This is a genomic window from Streptomyces nidicola, assembly GCF_050106155.1.
GTDB lineage: Bacteria > Actinomycetota > Actinomycetes > Streptomycetales > Streptomycetaceae > Streptomyces.
The window spans coordinates 1,750,546-1,765,186 of sequence record NZ_JBNBPI010000001.1 but is presented as its reverse complement, the minus strand read 5'-3'; the positions used below and the strand labels follow the sequence as shown (position 1 = coordinate 1,765,186).

Annotated in this window: 13 protein-coding genes; 6 read left to right on the top strand and 7 right to left on the bottom strand. The window is 68.1% G+C overall.

What is annotated here, in order from left to right; all coding sequences use genetic code 11:
- Positions 1 to 100 precede the first annotated feature (100 nt).
- Positions 101 to 892: an IclR family transcriptional regulator gene (locus ACOKM3_RS08295; RefSeq protein ID WP_426898458.1), complete on the top strand. Its 792-nt coding sequence runs from the start codon at positions 101 to 103 to the stop codon at positions 890 to 892.
- A 19-nt stretch (positions 893 to 911) separates the two neighbouring features.
- Here the strand turns inward: ACOKM3_RS08295 and ACOKM3_RS08290 are convergent, their stop codons facing one another.
- Positions 912 to 2,003 carry an Lrp/AsnC family transcriptional regulator gene (locus ACOKM3_RS08290; RefSeq protein ID WP_426898457.1) on the bottom strand — a complete coding sequence of 364 codons (1,092 nt, stop codon included), beginning with the start codon at positions 2,001 to 2,003 and terminating at the stop codon, positions 912 to 914.
- A 181-nt stretch (positions 2,004 to 2,184) separates the two neighbouring features.
- On the opposite strand from ACOKM3_RS08290, the gene ACOKM3_RS08285 reads away from it, so the two are divergent.
- Both ACOKM3_RS08285 and fdhA read left to right on the top strand, forming a co-directional pair.
- Positions 2,185 to 3,270 carry an S-(hydroxymethyl)mycothiol dehydrogenase gene (locus ACOKM3_RS08285; protein WP_426898455.1) on the top strand — a complete coding sequence of 362 codons (1,086 nt, stop codon included), beginning with the start codon at positions 2,185 to 2,187 and terminating at the stop codon, positions 3,268 to 3,270.
- Between the two features lie 72 nt (positions 3,271 to 3,342).
- A complete protein-coding gene (fdhA, locus tag ACOKM3_RS08280; RefSeq protein WP_426898453.1) occupies positions 3,343 to 4,563 on the top strand; it encodes a formaldehyde dehydrogenase, glutathione-independent in 1,221 nt (406 codons plus the stop codon).
- Between the two features lie 401 nt (positions 4,564 to 4,964).
- Here fdhA and ACOKM3_RS08275 read toward each other — a convergent pair.
- The 6 genes from ACOKM3_RS08275 to ACOKM3_RS08250 all read right to left on the bottom strand — a co-directional run bounded on the left by ACOKM3_RS08275 (position 4,965) and on the right by ACOKM3_RS08250 (position 10,990).
- Positions 4,965 to 5,773, bottom strand: a protein-coding gene (locus ACOKM3_RS08275) for an IS5 family transposase (RefSeq protein ID WP_426898452.1) whose coding sequence is annotated in 2 segments (ribosomal slippage) — positions 4,965 to 5,423 and positions 5,426 to 5,773 — 807 coding nt in all. Because the reading frame shifts where the segments join, the coding sequence is not laid out codon by codon here.
- Positions 5,774 to 5,814: 41 nt separating this feature from the next.
- On the bottom strand, positions 5,815 to 6,219 hold the full coding sequence (locus ACOKM3_RS08270) for an FAD-dependent oxidoreductase (protein ID WP_426898450.1): 405 nt from the start codon (positions 6,217 to 6,219) through the stop codon (positions 5,815 to 5,817).
- A 140-nt stretch (positions 6,220 to 6,359) separates the two neighbouring features.
- On the bottom strand, positions 6,360 to 8,354 hold the full coding sequence (locus ACOKM3_RS08265) for an oxidoreductase (protein ID WP_426898448.1): 1,995 nt from the start codon (positions 8,352 to 8,354) through the stop codon (positions 6,360 to 6,362).
- Between the two features lie 46 nt (positions 8,355 to 8,400).
- Positions 8,401 to 9,315 carry a polysaccharide deacetylase family protein gene (locus tag ACOKM3_RS08260; protein WP_426898447.1) on the bottom strand — a complete coding sequence of 305 codons (915 nt, stop codon included), beginning with the start codon at positions 9,313 to 9,315 and terminating at the stop codon, positions 8,401 to 8,403.
- 32 nt (positions 9,316 to 9,347) lie between these two features.
- Positions 9,348 to 9,689 carry a non-heme iron oxygenase ferredoxin subunit gene (locus tag ACOKM3_RS08255; RefSeq protein WP_426898445.1) on the bottom strand — a complete coding sequence of 114 codons (342 nt, stop codon included), beginning with the start codon at positions 9,687 to 9,689 and terminating at the stop codon, positions 9,348 to 9,350.
- Between the two features lie 59 nt (positions 9,690 to 9,748).
- Positions 9,749 to 10,990, bottom strand: a complete 1,242-nt coding sequence (locus ACOKM3_RS08250; protein WP_426898443.1) for an NAD(P)/FAD-dependent oxidoreductase — start codon at positions 10,988 to 10,990, stop codon at positions 9,749 to 9,751.
- Positions 10,991 to 11,302: 312 nt separating this feature from the next.
- Between ACOKM3_RS08250 and ACOKM3_RS08245 the strand changes: the two genes are divergently transcribed.
- The 3 genes from ACOKM3_RS08245 to ACOKM3_RS08235 are packed head-to-tail and all read left to right on the top strand — an operon-like array spanning position 11,303 to position 14,482.
- Positions 11,303 to 12,451 carry a nitronate monooxygenase gene (locus ACOKM3_RS08245; RefSeq protein ID WP_426898441.1) on the top strand — a complete coding sequence of 383 codons (1,149 nt, stop codon included), beginning with the start codon at positions 11,303 to 11,305 and terminating at the stop codon, positions 12,449 to 12,451.
- A 58-nt stretch (positions 12,452 to 12,509) separates the two neighbouring features.
- Positions 12,510 to 13,709: an aromatic ring-hydroxylating oxygenase subunit alpha gene (locus ACOKM3_RS08240; protein WP_426898440.1), complete on the top strand. Its 1,200-nt coding sequence runs from the start codon at positions 12,510 to 12,512 to the stop codon at positions 13,707 to 13,709.
- Entirely contained in the window at positions 13,706 to 14,482 is a 777-nt protein-coding gene (locus ACOKM3_RS08235; RefSeq protein ID WP_426898438.1) for an SDR family NAD(P)-dependent oxidoreductase, read from the top strand. Before ACOKM3_RS08240 ends, ACOKM3_RS08235 begins: the two co-directional genes overlap by 4 nt.
- The last annotated feature ends 159 nt before the right edge of the window (positions 14,483 to 14,641 follow it).

Sequence of the window (14,641 nt, the reverse complement as noted above, 5' to 3'; positions counted from 1 at the left end):
CGCCCGTGACCACCGGACCCGGGCGCACCCGCGTGACAGCCGTCGGACATGCACACACGCACATCAGCCATCGCGAGTCGTCCGACACAGGGAGAGCCGCATGCAGCAGGACGGACAGCGGGCGACCGGCACGGTGACCGGAAGGGCCCTGCGGGTCCTGGAGGCGTTCTCGAGCGATCGCCCGGTCCTCCGCCTCACCGACGTCGCGCGGCGCAGCGGCCTGCCGCTGACCACCGCCTATCGCCTCGTCAAGGAACTCACCTGCTGGGGCGCGCTCGAACGCGAGGACGGCGGGGGTTACCGGATAGGCCTGAGGCTGTGGGAGATCGCGGCGCTCGCGCCGCGGGGCCTGGGGCTGCGCGAGCTGGCCCTGCCGTACCTCGCGGACCTGTGCCAGTTCACGCGTGAGAACGTGCAGTTGGCGGTGCGAGAGGACCTGTCGGTCGTCTATGTGGAGCGGCTCGCCGGACGGGGCGCCGTGCCGGTACTGACCCGCGTCGGCGGCCGCTTCGCGCTCGCGCCCACAGGCGTCGGCCTCGTTCTTCTCGCCCATGCCCCCGAGGGGGTGCAACAGCGCGTCCTGGCACGCCCGTTGACGCGCTATACGGAGAAGACACTCTGTCAGGCCGAACAGCTGCGGCGCGCGCTCGCGGAAGTGCGGCACACCGGTGTCGCCGTCAGCGACCGGCAGATCACGATGGACAGCATGTCCGTCGCCGCACCGGTGTACGGACCGGGCCGGACGGTGGTGGCCGCGGTCTCGGTCGTCGCGCACGCCGAAACCGTCCATCCGCACGCCCTCATCCCCCTCGTTCAGGTGGCCGCGCGGGGCATCTCCCGCGCACTGGGCGCGTCCCTCACCCCCGAGGGGGTGCCCGCCGCGAGTGCGTAAGGATTCCAGGACCTGCCGGTCAGGCGCTGTGCCGGTTCCCCGGGGCCCGCGGCGCCAGTCGCTTGACCTCGCGGATGAACGGTGTGGTCTCCACGGCCTGGATGTCCGGAAGGGCGCCAATGTGCTGGTTGAGGTAGAGGTACAGCTCGGTGGGGTTGTGGCAGATGACGGTGGCGACGAGGTTGGACGGGCCGGAGGTGGCGGCGACGAGATCAGTCTGAGGATGAGTACTGAGAACCTCGCCCACCGTCTGCAGCGCGCCGGGCGCGACCTGCAGCCACAGCATGGCGCGCTTGCGGTAACCGAGCCTGGCGGGCGGGAAGTCGACGTTGATGCGCACAGCACCGGTCTCGCGGAGTCGTTCGAGGCGGCGCCTTGCGCTGGAGGAGGACAGGCCGGTCTCGGCGGCCAGTTCCGGCAGGCCGGCCCTGCCGTCCTTGGCCAGCGCTCCGATCAACGTGCGGTCCGTGTCGTCGAGTTCGAGGGGGTGCCAGTCGGGGGCCAGACAGATCGGGGGTGGGGAAGTGGGAGCCGGCGCGGGAGGCGGCGCGGTTCGGTTCCTGGATTCCGGTGTGTCCTCGGTCGCGCTCTTGGTGGCGGACTCGGGGAGCAGTTCGGTGTGTTGGGCGGGGGTGAGGGCGCCCAGTTTGGTGTACCAGCGCGGTGGGTTGCCGCAGAAGGTGCGCAGGAAGCAGTGTGCGTCGAAGGAGGTGATGCGTGGGGTGCGGGGGAGTGCGCCCAGCAGGACCTCCTCGTCCTCCTCGGCGCTGCCGGTGTGGATGATGCAGTGCAGTTCGGTGCCGCCGGAGGCGAGGCTGACGTAGCTGGTGTCGGGGCGCAGGGCGAGGGCTTCGGCGATGCGCGGCGCGGCGTCCGGGGCGCAGCGCAGGCGCAGCAGCCATCGTGTGCGGCCGAGACGCTCGGCGTCCGGTTCGCCGACGATGTGCAGTCCGGCGGCGCGCAGCCGGCGGTAGCGGCGGGCGACGGTGTGCTCGGAGACACCGAGGACCGGGGCGAGGTGTCGGAACTGGGCGCGGCCGTCGAGTTGGAGCGCGTGCAGCAGCTGCCGGTCCAGTTGGTCCAGTGGCACCTGTGCGCTGGAATCGGTCACGGGCCCCTCGCTCTCTGCCGGTATCTGCCGCTCTTCCGGCCCGGACTGGGGTCGGTCGACGGTGTGGCGTGATCGTAGACCGTGCGCCCGGCGGGCGCGGCAGCCGGGGTCGGGACGGCCCGTGGAGGCCGCGCCGCCGAGCCGGTGACGAAGATCGATGAAATGAAGCGAGGACAGTCTCATGCCCCAGGAAGTACGCGGTGTCGTGGCCCGCGCGAAGGACGAGCCGGTCGTGGTCGAGACGATCGTGATCCCGGACCCGGGGCGTGGCGAGGCCGTGGTCAGGATCCAGGCCTGCGGGGTGTGCCACACCGACCTGCACTACAAGCAGGGTGGCATCGGCGACGAGTTCCCCTACCTCCTCGGCCATGAGGCGGCCGGTGTCGTGGAGTCGGTCGGCGAGGGTGTCACCGAGGTCGCGCCCGGGGACTTCGTCGTCCTCAACTGGCGTGCCGTGTGCGGGAGTTGTCGGGCGTGCCGCCGCGGCCGCCCCCAGTACTGCTTCGACACCCACAACGCCCGGCAGAGGATGACGCTGAAGGACGGCACCGAGCTGTCCCCGGCCCTCGGCATCGGTGCGTTCGCGGAGAAGACCCTGGTGGCCGCCGGTCAGTGCACCAAGGTCGATCCCGAGGCTGCTCCCGCCGTCGCGGGCCTGCTGGGCTGTGGTGTCATGGCCGGCATCGGGGCAGCCATCAACACCGGGCAGGTGGGTCGTGGTGACTCGGTCGCGGTCATCGGTTGCGGGGGTGTCGGCGACGCGGCGATCGCCGGTGCGAACCTGGCAGGCGCCGCGAGGATCATCGCCGTCGACATCGACGACCGGAAGCTGGAGACGGCGCGTTCGCTGGGCGCCACCCACACGGTCAACTCCCGTGACCTGGACGCCGTCGAGGCGATCCGTGAGCTGACCGGCGGCAACGGCGCCGACGTCGTCATCGAGGCCGTCGGCCGCCCGGAGACGTACAAGCAGGCCTTCTATGCCCGCGACCTCGCCGGCACCGTCGTCCTGGTCGGCGTCCCGACCCCGGACATGACCGTCGAGCTGCCGTTGCTCGACGTGTTCGGCCGCGGCGGGGCCCTCAAGTCGTCCTGGTACGGGGACTGCCTGCCGTCCCGTGACTTCCCGATGCTCATCGACCTGTACCGCCAGGGCCGCCTCGACCTGGACGCGTTCGTGACCGAGACGGTGGGTCTGGGCGATGTCGAGAAGGCCTTCGCGCGGATGCACGACGGCGACGTCCTGCGCTCGGTGGTGGTCCTGTGACGGCCGCGGGGGTCGAGTGCCCCACACCCCGGTCACATCCCGCTGCATTTCGAAACGAATAGGAGATACCTCATGTCCGGAAATCGCGTCGTGGTCTATCAGGAGCCCGGCAAGGTGAGTGTCGAGACCACCGACTACCCCAAGCTGGAACTCCCCGCCGACGTGGCGAACGGCCTCGGCCTGAAGAAGTCGGCACCGCATGCCGTCGTCCTCAAGCTGGTGACCACCAACATCTGCGGCAGCGACCAGCACATGGTCCGCGGCCGCACCACCGCCGAGCTCGGCCAGACGCTCGGCCATGAGATCACCGGTGAGGTCGTCGAGGTCGGCGACGACGTGCTGTTCGTGAAGCCCGGTGACATCTGCTCCGTGCCGTTCAACATCGCGTGCGGCCGCTGTCGGATGTGCGACGAGGGCAAGACCGGCATCTGCCTCAACGTGAACCCGGCCCGCCCGGGCGCCGCCTACGGCTACGTCGACATGGGCGGTTGGATCGGTGGTCAGGCCGAGTACGTGATGGTGCCGTTCGCCGACTTCAACCTCCTCAAGTTCCCCGACCGCGACCAGGCGCTGGAGAAGGTCCTGGACCTGACGATGCTGTCGGACATCTTCCCGACCGGCTACCACGGCGCGTACACGGCGGGTGTCACGACCGGCTCCACGGTGTACGTCGCCGGGGCAGGTCCTGTCGGACTGGCCGCGGCCCATGCCGCCCAGCTGCTCGGCGCCTCGGCGGTCATCGTCGGTGACATGAACCCGGCCCGCCTGGAACAGGCCCGCAGCTTCGGCTGCGAGACCGTCGACGTGGGCCAGGGCGCCCAACTGCCCGACATGATCGAGCAGATACTCGGCGAGCCCGAGGTCGACGCGGCGATCGACGCGGTCGGTTTCGAGGCCCGCGGCCACGGCCCCGACGCGGGCGAGGCACCCGCCACGGTGCTCAACGACATGATGACGATCGCCCGCGCCGGCGCCTCCCTCGGCATCCCCGGCCTGTACGTCACGGGGGACCCCGGCGGTGTCGACGAGCACGCGAAGATCGGCCAGGTCGGGGTTCGTCTCGGCCTCGGCTGGGCGAAGTCGCACTCCTTCGCCACCGGACAGTGCCCGGTCAAGCAGTACAACCGCCGCCTGATGAACCTGATCCTCGCCGACAAGGCGCAGATCGCGAAGGCGGTCAACGCCACCACCATCACCCTGGACCAGGCCCCCGACGCCTACCAGGACTTCGACCGGGGCGCCGCGAAGAAGTACGTCATCGACCCGCACGGGGTGGTCGCCACGCGGCGTTGATCCCCGTCAGGGCGGTCGGTTCGGTCCGCGGCCTCAATCTTTCAGACACGGCCCGTCTGCCCGCACGGCAGGGGGGCCGGTCACGGTGCTCGAGGGATGCAGCCGCCGGTGGCTGCCAAAGATTGATGGAATCCGTGACGTTCCCCGCTCCGACAGCCCGCTCGATGGTTCTGCCGGCCCATGTAGCTCCTGGCCTTTGGATGGCCGCTATGAGAGAGACCATCCGGCAGTCAGTCAGGTGAAGGAGCGGAGGTGGCGCTCCAAGCTGAACGAAGCTGGCGGCCCGCTCGGTTGACAGTGTCCGTTGCCGGTTGACGAAGCAGAGGTTCTGGGGTATTCCGTTACCATCGCCCGCCGCCAGTTCGGCGCCGCGGTCAGGTCGTCCGTCATTAGACGCCATTTCAGTTGGTCAGTCTGCGGTGACAAATGAGGGTCGCGGCGATGGAGGTGAAGGCGAGGAAGTGTTCTGGCTTTCGCTCGTAGCGGCGGTGGAGGCGTCGGCAGCCGGATAGCCAGGACACGGTCCGCTCCACGACCCAGCGGTGCCGGCCCAGGTGTCGGGATGACTCGATGCCCCTGCGGGCGAGGCGGTGTTGGATGCCGCGGGATGCCAGCCACCGTCGCAGGTGGCGGTAGTCGTAGCCCTTGTCACCGTGCAGCTTGCCGGGCCGCCGGCGTCGCGGGCCGCGACGTGAGCGGATCGGAGGGATGCCCCGGACCAGCGGGATGAGTGCCTGACTGTCGTGGAGATTCGCGGCAGAGATGCCGATCGACAGGGGCAACCCGCGACGGTCGACGATCAGATGGATTTTCGACCCGTTCTTGCCACGGTCGGTCGGATTCGGTCCCGTCAGCAGCCCCCTTTGAGGGCCCGGACGCTGACGGAGTCGATCGCACACCGCGACCAGTCCAGCCCGCCCTGGGAACCGAGTTCGTCCAGGACCAGGCGGTGGAGCTTGGCCCACACCCGGGCTTCGGTCCACTCGGTGAACCGGCGGAAGGCGGTCACCCCCGACAGCCCGAAGCCGGGCGGCAGTTGGTTCCACGTGCAGCCCGAGGTGGCCACAAAAATGATTGCGGCCAGCACCTCTCGGTCACCTCGTCGACGATGGCCTCCACCCTGCGGGCGAACCGGTGCCGGCGGCACCACCCGCTGGAACAACTCCCACAGGTCTTCCGGCGCCATCCGTTCGACAAGCGCAGCAGTCATCACCCCAGACTGCCGCAAGATCACGCCAACTGAAATGGCTTCTAAGGGATCAGGTCCTCGTACGAGAGCGGCCAGTCGTCCCCGACGCCTTCGAGGGAACGTGTACAGAAATCCGACGGCATGCTTCGGTGCCACTGCCCTCCGTAGGCCACCGAGCTTCCGCCCACGGCGTTGAGCATGATGGCCGCGATGTCGGAATCCGCGTCGTCGATCGGCTGATCGGCGCGGGAGTTGCGACGGTTGGGGTTGACCACCCAGTTGTTCCCGCTGCCTGCTTCGAAGTCGGGCTGCTCCGCACGCGACGAGGAATAGTCCGGCCATTCGCCCCGTTCGATCACGGTGACCGAATACCCGGCCTCCGCGAAGCGCCCGGCGGTGAGGGCGCCCGTGAACCCGGAACCGACGATGACGACATCGGTTCCTGCGCGATTCCCCTGGTCTGTCATTCGCGCACCCCTTCGCCTCGATTGGATGTTCTTGGGTTTGAATTCCGCACCGGGCGACGTGCCGTGAGGGCCCCGGACAACTCTCTCGGGTTTCGTGATCCCGCCCGGCCCGGAGGTCGGCGGGACAGGGCATGCCGGCGTCAGATCGCCAGGGCGACCTTGTTGCCCTCGAAGATCGCCTGGGTGATGGTGCGCGGAGCGACCGCGTCGCCCACCGAGTACACCTCGGGGAGCTCGCCGTGGAGCTCCTTGTAGAGGTCGTCATTGGCCGCCTTGTCCATCGCGAGCACGACGGTGTCCGCCCGCTTCTCGAACGGGTCCCCGTTGACGAACTCGGTGCCGCGGACGGTGTGACCGTCGATCTCCTCAACGGACGTGTTCACTTCATTGCGCAGCAGGCCGAGTTCGCGCATGCGGGACTGGTATTCGGCGCGGCTTGTGCCGTCCAGCTTGGCCCCGGGGGCCGCGTGCGGAGTGACCATCGTGACCGTCCGGCCCAGGTTGCACAGGTACTCGGCGGTGAGCTGTGCCTCGTACGAACCGAGTTCGTCGATCAGGACGACCTCCTGCCCGATGGCGTCGGGGGCGGAGAACACGTCGGGGACCGTGAGCACATGGTCTTGGTCGACACCGGGCAGCTGCTGTACGTGGGGGCGCAAGGAGGTGAAACCTGTCTTCACCGGCTTGGAGCCGGTGGCCAGGATGACGACGTCCGGATGGAGCGCCTTGATCGACTCCGCGCTCATCTCCTGCCCCAGGTTCAGCTTCACGCCCCGGCGGTCCACCTCGCCTATGAGGTAGCGAATCACCGACTCGTACCCGGCGCGGCTGGGCACCTTGAGCATGTGCAGTACCTCTCCGCCCAGGCGTGTGCCCTTCTCGAAGAGCTGCACGTGGTGACCGCGCTCGGCGGCGATCTTCGCCGCCCGCATTCCGCCCGGGCCGCCGCCCACGACCACGACGTTCTTCGGGGCCTCTGTCCGCTGCCGCGCGGTGGGGCTCAACGCGGCCTCCTGACCCACGGCCGGGTTCTGGATGCACCGCAGAGGCACCTTGGTGGTCTCCTCGGCGCGGCGACCGCACTCCTGGTTGGAGCTGGTGCACTGGCGGATCTCGTCGAGCCTGCCCTCCCTCGCCTTGTTCGGCAGGTCGGGGTCGGCGATCAACGCACGCGCCATGGCGATGATGTCCGCCTGCCCGTCGGCAATGATCTGCCCGGCGAGGATCGGGTCGTCGATCCGCTTGACCGCGACGACCGGCACCTTGACGACCTCACGCACTCCGGCGGCCAGATAGGCCGCGAACCCGGCCGGGTAGACCATGTCCGGCAACATCAGCTCGAAGTTGGCGCGCGTCCCGAAGCAGACATGGAAGTAGTCGACGAGGTTCTCCTCGTCGATCCTCCGGCAGATCTCCTTGATGTCCTCCTGGTCGAGACCACCCTCGATCATCTCGTCGCCGATGATCTTCAGTCCGAAGAATCCGCGGCCGCCGATGGCCTCACGGGCCGCGCGCAGGATCCGGAGCGGGAAGCGCATCCGGTTCTCCAGACTGCCGCCGTAGTCGTCGGTCCGGTCGTTGAAGCGCGGTGTGAGGAAGTTCTGAATGATCGAGGTGTCGAAGGACGCCATGATCTCGACACCGTCGAAACCGACCTCCATGGCCACCTGACAGCCGGCGGCCGTGGCGTCGACGACCATCTGCATGTCGTCCTCGTCCATCCGCTTCGGGATCTCGCCATCGATCGCGGCGACCCGGCCGGACGGGGAGTAAGTGGGCCCGTCGAACCAGCGGTTGGGCGGCACACCGATGCCGAAGAAGTCCATCTGCGTACTCACCTTGGCGCCGTGGCTGTGCACGGCATCGGTGAGCTTCCGGTAACCCTCCTTGGCCCGTGGGTCGTTGATCAGGTTGAATCCCTGTTCCCACAGCTGGGACTCGTGCACCACCGTGGAGCCGACGACGACCCAGCCGGCGCCGCCGCGCGCTCGCTCCGCGTAGTAGGCGATCTGCGTGTCCGAGGGCAGCGCGTCCTTGGCGAAGTGCGTGGAGTGGCCCGACCAGCAGATGCGATTGGGGAGTTCCACGGGGCCGACCATGATCGGCTCGAAGAGTTGCTGAACTCGGGGATCCATGCCGAAAGCTCCTTGGGTTGATTGACGTCTGGTTATCACTTCGCGGTCAGGGTCGAGTGCTTCCGGCTGTGCGCAGCTTGGGCTCGACGTGCTGGGCCAGTTCGGTCATGGTCGGGATCCACGCGTCGTCCGTGGCGACGATGTCCCCGAGCAGCCGTTCCAGGTGCTTGAAGCGGTAGCCCCGGCCGATGATCTCGGGGTGGCACACGTAATTGACGTTGCGCCGCTCGTCTAGGCCCTGCTGGAACTCGTCCCACTGGTTCTGCCGCCAGGTGCCTGCGGCATGGACATTGCCGCCGAAGTCGCCGTCGTAACCGAAGTACGGCCAGTCGTCGAGTCCCCAGTGCCAAGGGAGCTCCAGGACGTCGACGTCGCCGAACTTCTCGATGTAGGGGCGGTCGTCGCTCATGAAGCTGGAGTCGTAGTGAAACCCGTACTCCCGTATCAGGCCGAGGGTTTCGTGGGTCATCTCGCCCATCGGGTTGCGGTAGCCGGTGGGGCGGGGGGCGCCGACGGACTCGAGCGCCGCGAACCCGCGCTCGATCTCTTCGCGCTGGGCGTCTTTGGAGGCCTTGTCGACGCGGGTGTGCACGTAACCGTGGTGTCCGATCTCGTGCCCACCCTCGAGGATGGCCTCGACGACGTGCGGGTAGTTCTCGGCCGTCCAACCGGGCACGAAAAAGGTGGTCTTGAGGCCGTGGCGCTTGAAGAGTTCCAGGATCCGGGGCACACCGCGGACCACACTGAACCGGGCATGCGAGATCCAGGAGAGCCGGTCCACATACTCGTCCCCGAGGGCGTACGGCGCGGTCTCGGCATCCACGTCGAAGGTCAGTGTCACGGCGACCTTCTTGCCCGACGGCCACTGCCAATCGGGCCCGCCACGGGCCCAGTCCGCCCAGTGGTCCGTCTCGGCCGGCCTCGGTTCGGCACTCAGGTGACTCGGTCCGCTTCCGGTCATGTCAGGTGTCTCCGTTCGTTCGTCGACGCGGCTCAGGAAGTGGGTGTCTCGTTCGGGAAGAGCCAGATGTCGCCACCGCGTACCTCGACGCGGTGGCAGACGGCGTCCTTGGTGGCCGGAAAGCCGGTGACCTTGCCCGTCTTCAGGTCGAACTTGCTGGAGTGGATGGGGCACTCGACACAGCCGTTCTCGACCCATCCTTCCGCCAGGGAGGCATCGGCGTGCGTGCATGTGTCGTTGAGGGCCCAGAACGTGCCGTCGGTGTCGTGCAGGACGGCGATGTCGTCGTCGGTCCCGGTGAGTTGCTTCGGGATCGTGCGTCCCTCGCCCTCGGGGATGTCGCCGGTCGTGCCGACCTTGATGCCGTCGTCCACGCTGGTTCCTTTCGCTCCTTCTCGGTCCCGCCTCACGTGGGTGCGCAGGTCGTGAGGCATCAGTTCTTGGGGAGGACACTGTCAATGGGGGCTGCGGCAGCCACCTTCGAGTGCATCTTCCTGACGTCACGCGGCATGCCGGCGCCGACCACGGCGGTGAGGGCGCCCTCGGCCTCGTAGTAGGCGAGGAACTTGCGCCCGTCGTCCTCGACGATGTGTACGGTGTCCTTCCCCGAGGGGTGACCAACGGCCTGGATCTTGAGGCCGTACTGATCGCTCCAGAAGGTGGGTACCGGCAGTGGAGCCGGGGCTTGAGTGCCCGTCAAGGCCTGTGCGAGAACGCATGCTTGGTCGATGGCGCTGCTCCAGTGCTCTACGCGACGATGACTTCCGGTCCCGTCCGGCCAGGCCGCGGCGTCGCCCACCGCCCAGACATGCGGCACATTGGTGCGTCCGACGGCGTCGGCGACGACACCGCCCCCGGCAGACGGAGCAGCGAGCTGTATGCCCGAGTCGGCCAGCCAGCCGGTGGCGGGGACCGAGCCGACCCCCGTGACGACGACATCGACGTCAAGACTGGTGCCGTCGCTGAGGATCGCTCCCGTCACCCGGTCCTCGCCCTTGAGCGCGTGGAGCCCCAGCCCGCAGCGGACATCGACATCCTCGGCGACGTGCAGACGCTGAAGAAGGCCGCCGACACGCTCTCCCAACACGCGTGCCAGCGGGGCGGGTTCGACGTCGACCAGGACGGTCTCGATCCCGAGGGTACGGATCGCGGCGGCGGCCTCGCAGCCGATGAATCCGGCACCGACCACGAGCGCGCGCCGGCTTCGAATGAGGTCCGTGCGCAGTGCCAGGGCGTCGTCCAGGCTGCGGAGGGCGTGCAGGCCGTGCACGTCGCGCAGTCCGCTCAGACGGCGCGGGCGGAGTCCGGTGGCGATGACCAGGTCGTCGTATGCCAGTGCCGTGCCGTCGGCGAGGCGGAGACTCCGGTCGTCCGTGTCGACACGGTCGGCCGCGACTCCGAGCCGCAGTTCGATGCCCTGCTCGGCGAAGTGCTCGCGGGAGTGAAAGGTGGTGTCGTCGAGGTCCCCGCGGAGCACGTCCTTGGACAGCGGCGGCCTGTCGTACGGCAGTCGCTTCTCGTCGCCCACGAGCAGGAGCCGACCGTCGTACCCGGCCAGTCGCAGTTCCTCGGCCACCCGCATGGCGGCCAGCCCCGCTCCGGCGACGACGACACGGTGTGCGGTCCGCTGCTGTGGGTGGTCAGGAACCCGCTCGTCATGGACTCGTGTCTGCATACGTGATCTCCGTGTGTCGGGGCTGCGTACCGGGATCGGCCGGGGTGCCTCTACGGGCGGACGCGGAACCGGCCTTTCGGCCTCCCTGTCGGTCTCGGTGGCGTGGGGTGACCTTTTCAGCGGGAACCGGGCAAGGCCATCGTGTCCGCTCCAACAATCGAAGGCGCCGGTTTGTCGCACACCAATCCCGCACCGGGCGGTGAGCGTGTGCTGTGGCCGGTCGCGGCCACTGGTGAGGCTCCATATCCGGGGCACGCGCACTCGTAATCATCACAATGGTGTCGGGTGGTGCGGGCTGCCAGCGTCAGGGCCATGCGCACCGACCTTTGTGATCGCCTAGGGACCGAATTCCCGATATTCGCCTTCAGTCACTGCCGCGACGTCGTGGCGGCAGTGAGCCGGGCCGGTGGTTTCGGAGTACTCGGAGCGGTCACCCTGACGCCCGAGCAACTCGCCACCGACCTCGCCTGGATCGATGAGCAGGTGGGTGACAAGCCCTACGGTGTCGACGTCGTCATTCCGCAGAACGATGCTGGTGCCCAGGACGACGACCCCGAAGCGCTTCGCCAGAAGCTGCTCAAGGAGATTCCCGAGGAGCACTTCCGGTTCGCCGACCAGATCCTTCGCGAGCACGGTGTTCCGGAGCTCCCCGAAGGCGATTTCCACGCTGGCCTGTTCACCCGGTCCACGTCGACGACGGCACGGCTCCACGTCGCCGAGGCGCTCAAGCATCCGAACGTCAAGTTGATCGCCAACGCCCTCGGCGCCCCGCCGAAGGACCTGTTGGACGAGATCCACGCCGCCGGGCGCCTTGTCGTCGGACTGTGCGGAAGCGTCCAGCACGCTGTCCGGCACGCCGCGGCCGGAGTGGACGTCATCGTGGCTCAGGGCGCCGAGGGAGGCGGACACACGGGATACGTCGGCTCGGTGGTCCTGTGGCCCCAGGTTGTGCAGGCGGTGGCGCCGATCCCTGTCTTGGCGGCCGGCGGCATAGGCCACGGCTCGCAGATCGCCGCGGCGCTGTCCGTCGGCGCGGAGGGCGTGTGGACGGGAACGCTGTGGCTGGCGACCGAAGAGTCGGAGATGACCTCGGCGCAGCGACGCGCGCTGGTGGCGGCGGACAGCCGCGATGCCGTCATCACCCGCTCGACCACCGGCAAGCGGAACCGGCTGCTCAAGAGCGCCTGGACCGAGGCGTGGGAAGACCCTGAGGCACCTGATCCCCTGGGACTCCCGTATCAGGACCTGGTCTCTGGCGAGGCCGTTACGCGCCTTCAGCGGTACCCGGAGGCGGCGCCCGAGGTCCACATCACACCGGCGGGTCAGGTCACCGGCCAGATCAAGCAGATCCGTCGCGCCGCAGATGTCGTCGTGGAGCTGGCGGAGCAGTACGTGGGCGCCGGAGAACGTCTGGCCAAGCTCAACGAGCGGCTGGGCCCGGATTCGGACGCTTCACGGTGACACCCCCGCCCCGGGGTGCTCACCGACACGCCTTTAGCCCGTAAGGAGGGGAATTGAGATGAAGACCGCCGAGGAGATCGCGAAGTCGATCCCTTTCAGCGGAGAGGACGACTCCCTGCCGCAGACACCACTCACGCAGGCCCAGTACACCTCACCCGAGTGGCACGAGTACGACCTCAAGCACGTCTTCGGCCGCCGCTGGTTGTTCGCCGGCCACGGCACACAGATCAAGAAGCCGGGGGAGTTCTTCACCTTCGCCCTGGGCCACGAGAGTGTCATCGTCTCCCGGACCAAGTCGGGTGAGATCAGGGCCTTCCACAACTCCTGCCGCCACCGCGGCACGCGTGTCTGCCAGGAGACCTCGGGTCGCAAGAAGTACTTCACCTGCCCGTTCCACGGTTGGTCCTACGACCTCGAGGGACAGCTCAAGGTCGCGCCGATCATGCCCGACAGCTTCGACAAGTCCCGGTTCCCGCTCAAGCCGGTCTGGTCGGAGGAGTGGGCGGGGATGATCTTCCTGAATCTCTCCCCGGAGAAGCCCGCAGGGAGCGTGGCGGACCACATGAGGGGGATCGACCTGTCGCCGTACCAGCTAGACAGGACCAAGGTCATCGCCGATGTCACCTACGAGATCGATTCAAACTGGAAGATCACGGCGGAGACCTACCAGGAGTGTTATCACTGCGCCCTGAACCACCCCGAGTTGGTCCGAGTCATCAAAACAGAGGAGGACTTGGAGGAGTGGGCGGCAGCGGAAGGAGTGCAGGACACCACCGACAAGGACTTCCTGATCTGGACCTCCGACGCGGGGCCGGGCATGCAGGAGGGGGCGGTCACCTTCAGCATGGACGGCCAGTACGTCTCCAAGAAGATGCTCGGTGACGGCAGCGCCACCCTCCCCTGCGCCGCGCTGAGTTGGTTCCCCAACCTGGGCTTCTTCGTCCAGCCCGACTACGCGGTCACCACATCCTGGCTGCCGACCTCACCCACCACATCGGTGATGCGGTCGACCTGGCTGGTCCACGAGGACGCGGTCGAAGGAGAGGACTACACCATCGAAGGTGTCAAGGAGATCATGGACGTCACCAACGAGCAGGACAAGCGGCTGTGCCGTCTCGCCCAACTCGGCGTGAACTCGTCGGGTTACGACAACTCGGCTCCCTACCAGCCACAACTCGAGGCGCCGGTGCGCGGCTTCCTCGATACCTACCTCGACATCGTTGAACGCGGCGAGCAGCCCGTGGGGGTGTACCGATGAGCGCCCGGACCGTGGTCGTCACCGGTGCCGGCTCCGGCATCGGACGGGCGATCGTCAAGGCATTCGCCGAGAACGGCGACCGCGTCCACGCCGTCGACATCTCCGAGGACGGCATCAAGGAGACCGCGAACCTCTTCGCCGAGCACGACGTCACGCCGCACACGGCGGACGTGTCATCCTACGAGGACGTGGAGCGGGTCGTCGACATCGCGGCGGCCGGCAACCCCGACGGCCTGATCGATGTGATGGTGCCGGCCGCCGGTGTCTACGACGCCTACGCCGGCATCGAGGACACGAGCCCCGAGCTGTTCGCGCGGATCCTCGCGGTCAACCTCACCGGCGCCTTTAACTGCCACCGCGCCGCTTCCCGAGTCATCCGGCACGACACCGGCCGCCTGATCACCATCGGTTCGATCGGGGCCGTCCGAGGGGCGGCGGACGGCCTCGCCTACGCGGCCTCCAAGGCGGGCCTCGAGGGGATGAACCGCCGACTCGCCTGCGACGTCGCCGAGAACGGCGTCACGGCCAACATCGTGGCTCCCGGCGCGGTCGACACCGCGATCCGGGAGACCTCGGCAGCCACCGTGGGGCACCTGCACCCGCCGGTGCGGCGCAGGACCCTCCCGAAGGAGATCTTCGACTGGGCGATCCCCCTGAAACGCACCGCGCAGCCCTCCGAGATCGCTTCGGTGGTGTTCTTTCTGGCCGGCGAAGGCGCGTCGTACATCACCGGCCAGACGATCACTGTTGACGGCGGCTGGACGGCTCAATGAGCCTGGATCCGAATGCCGGGGCGGCAGGCGTCGCCGAGCTTCGGTTCGGCGGCGGAGCCCGCCCCACTCTCGGCAACTGGCTTCAGGCCCCCGGGAACACGTGGGCCTTCCGCCACGCACGCGAGCTCTTCCGGTCCGAGCGTGTGCGTGCGGGCCGGG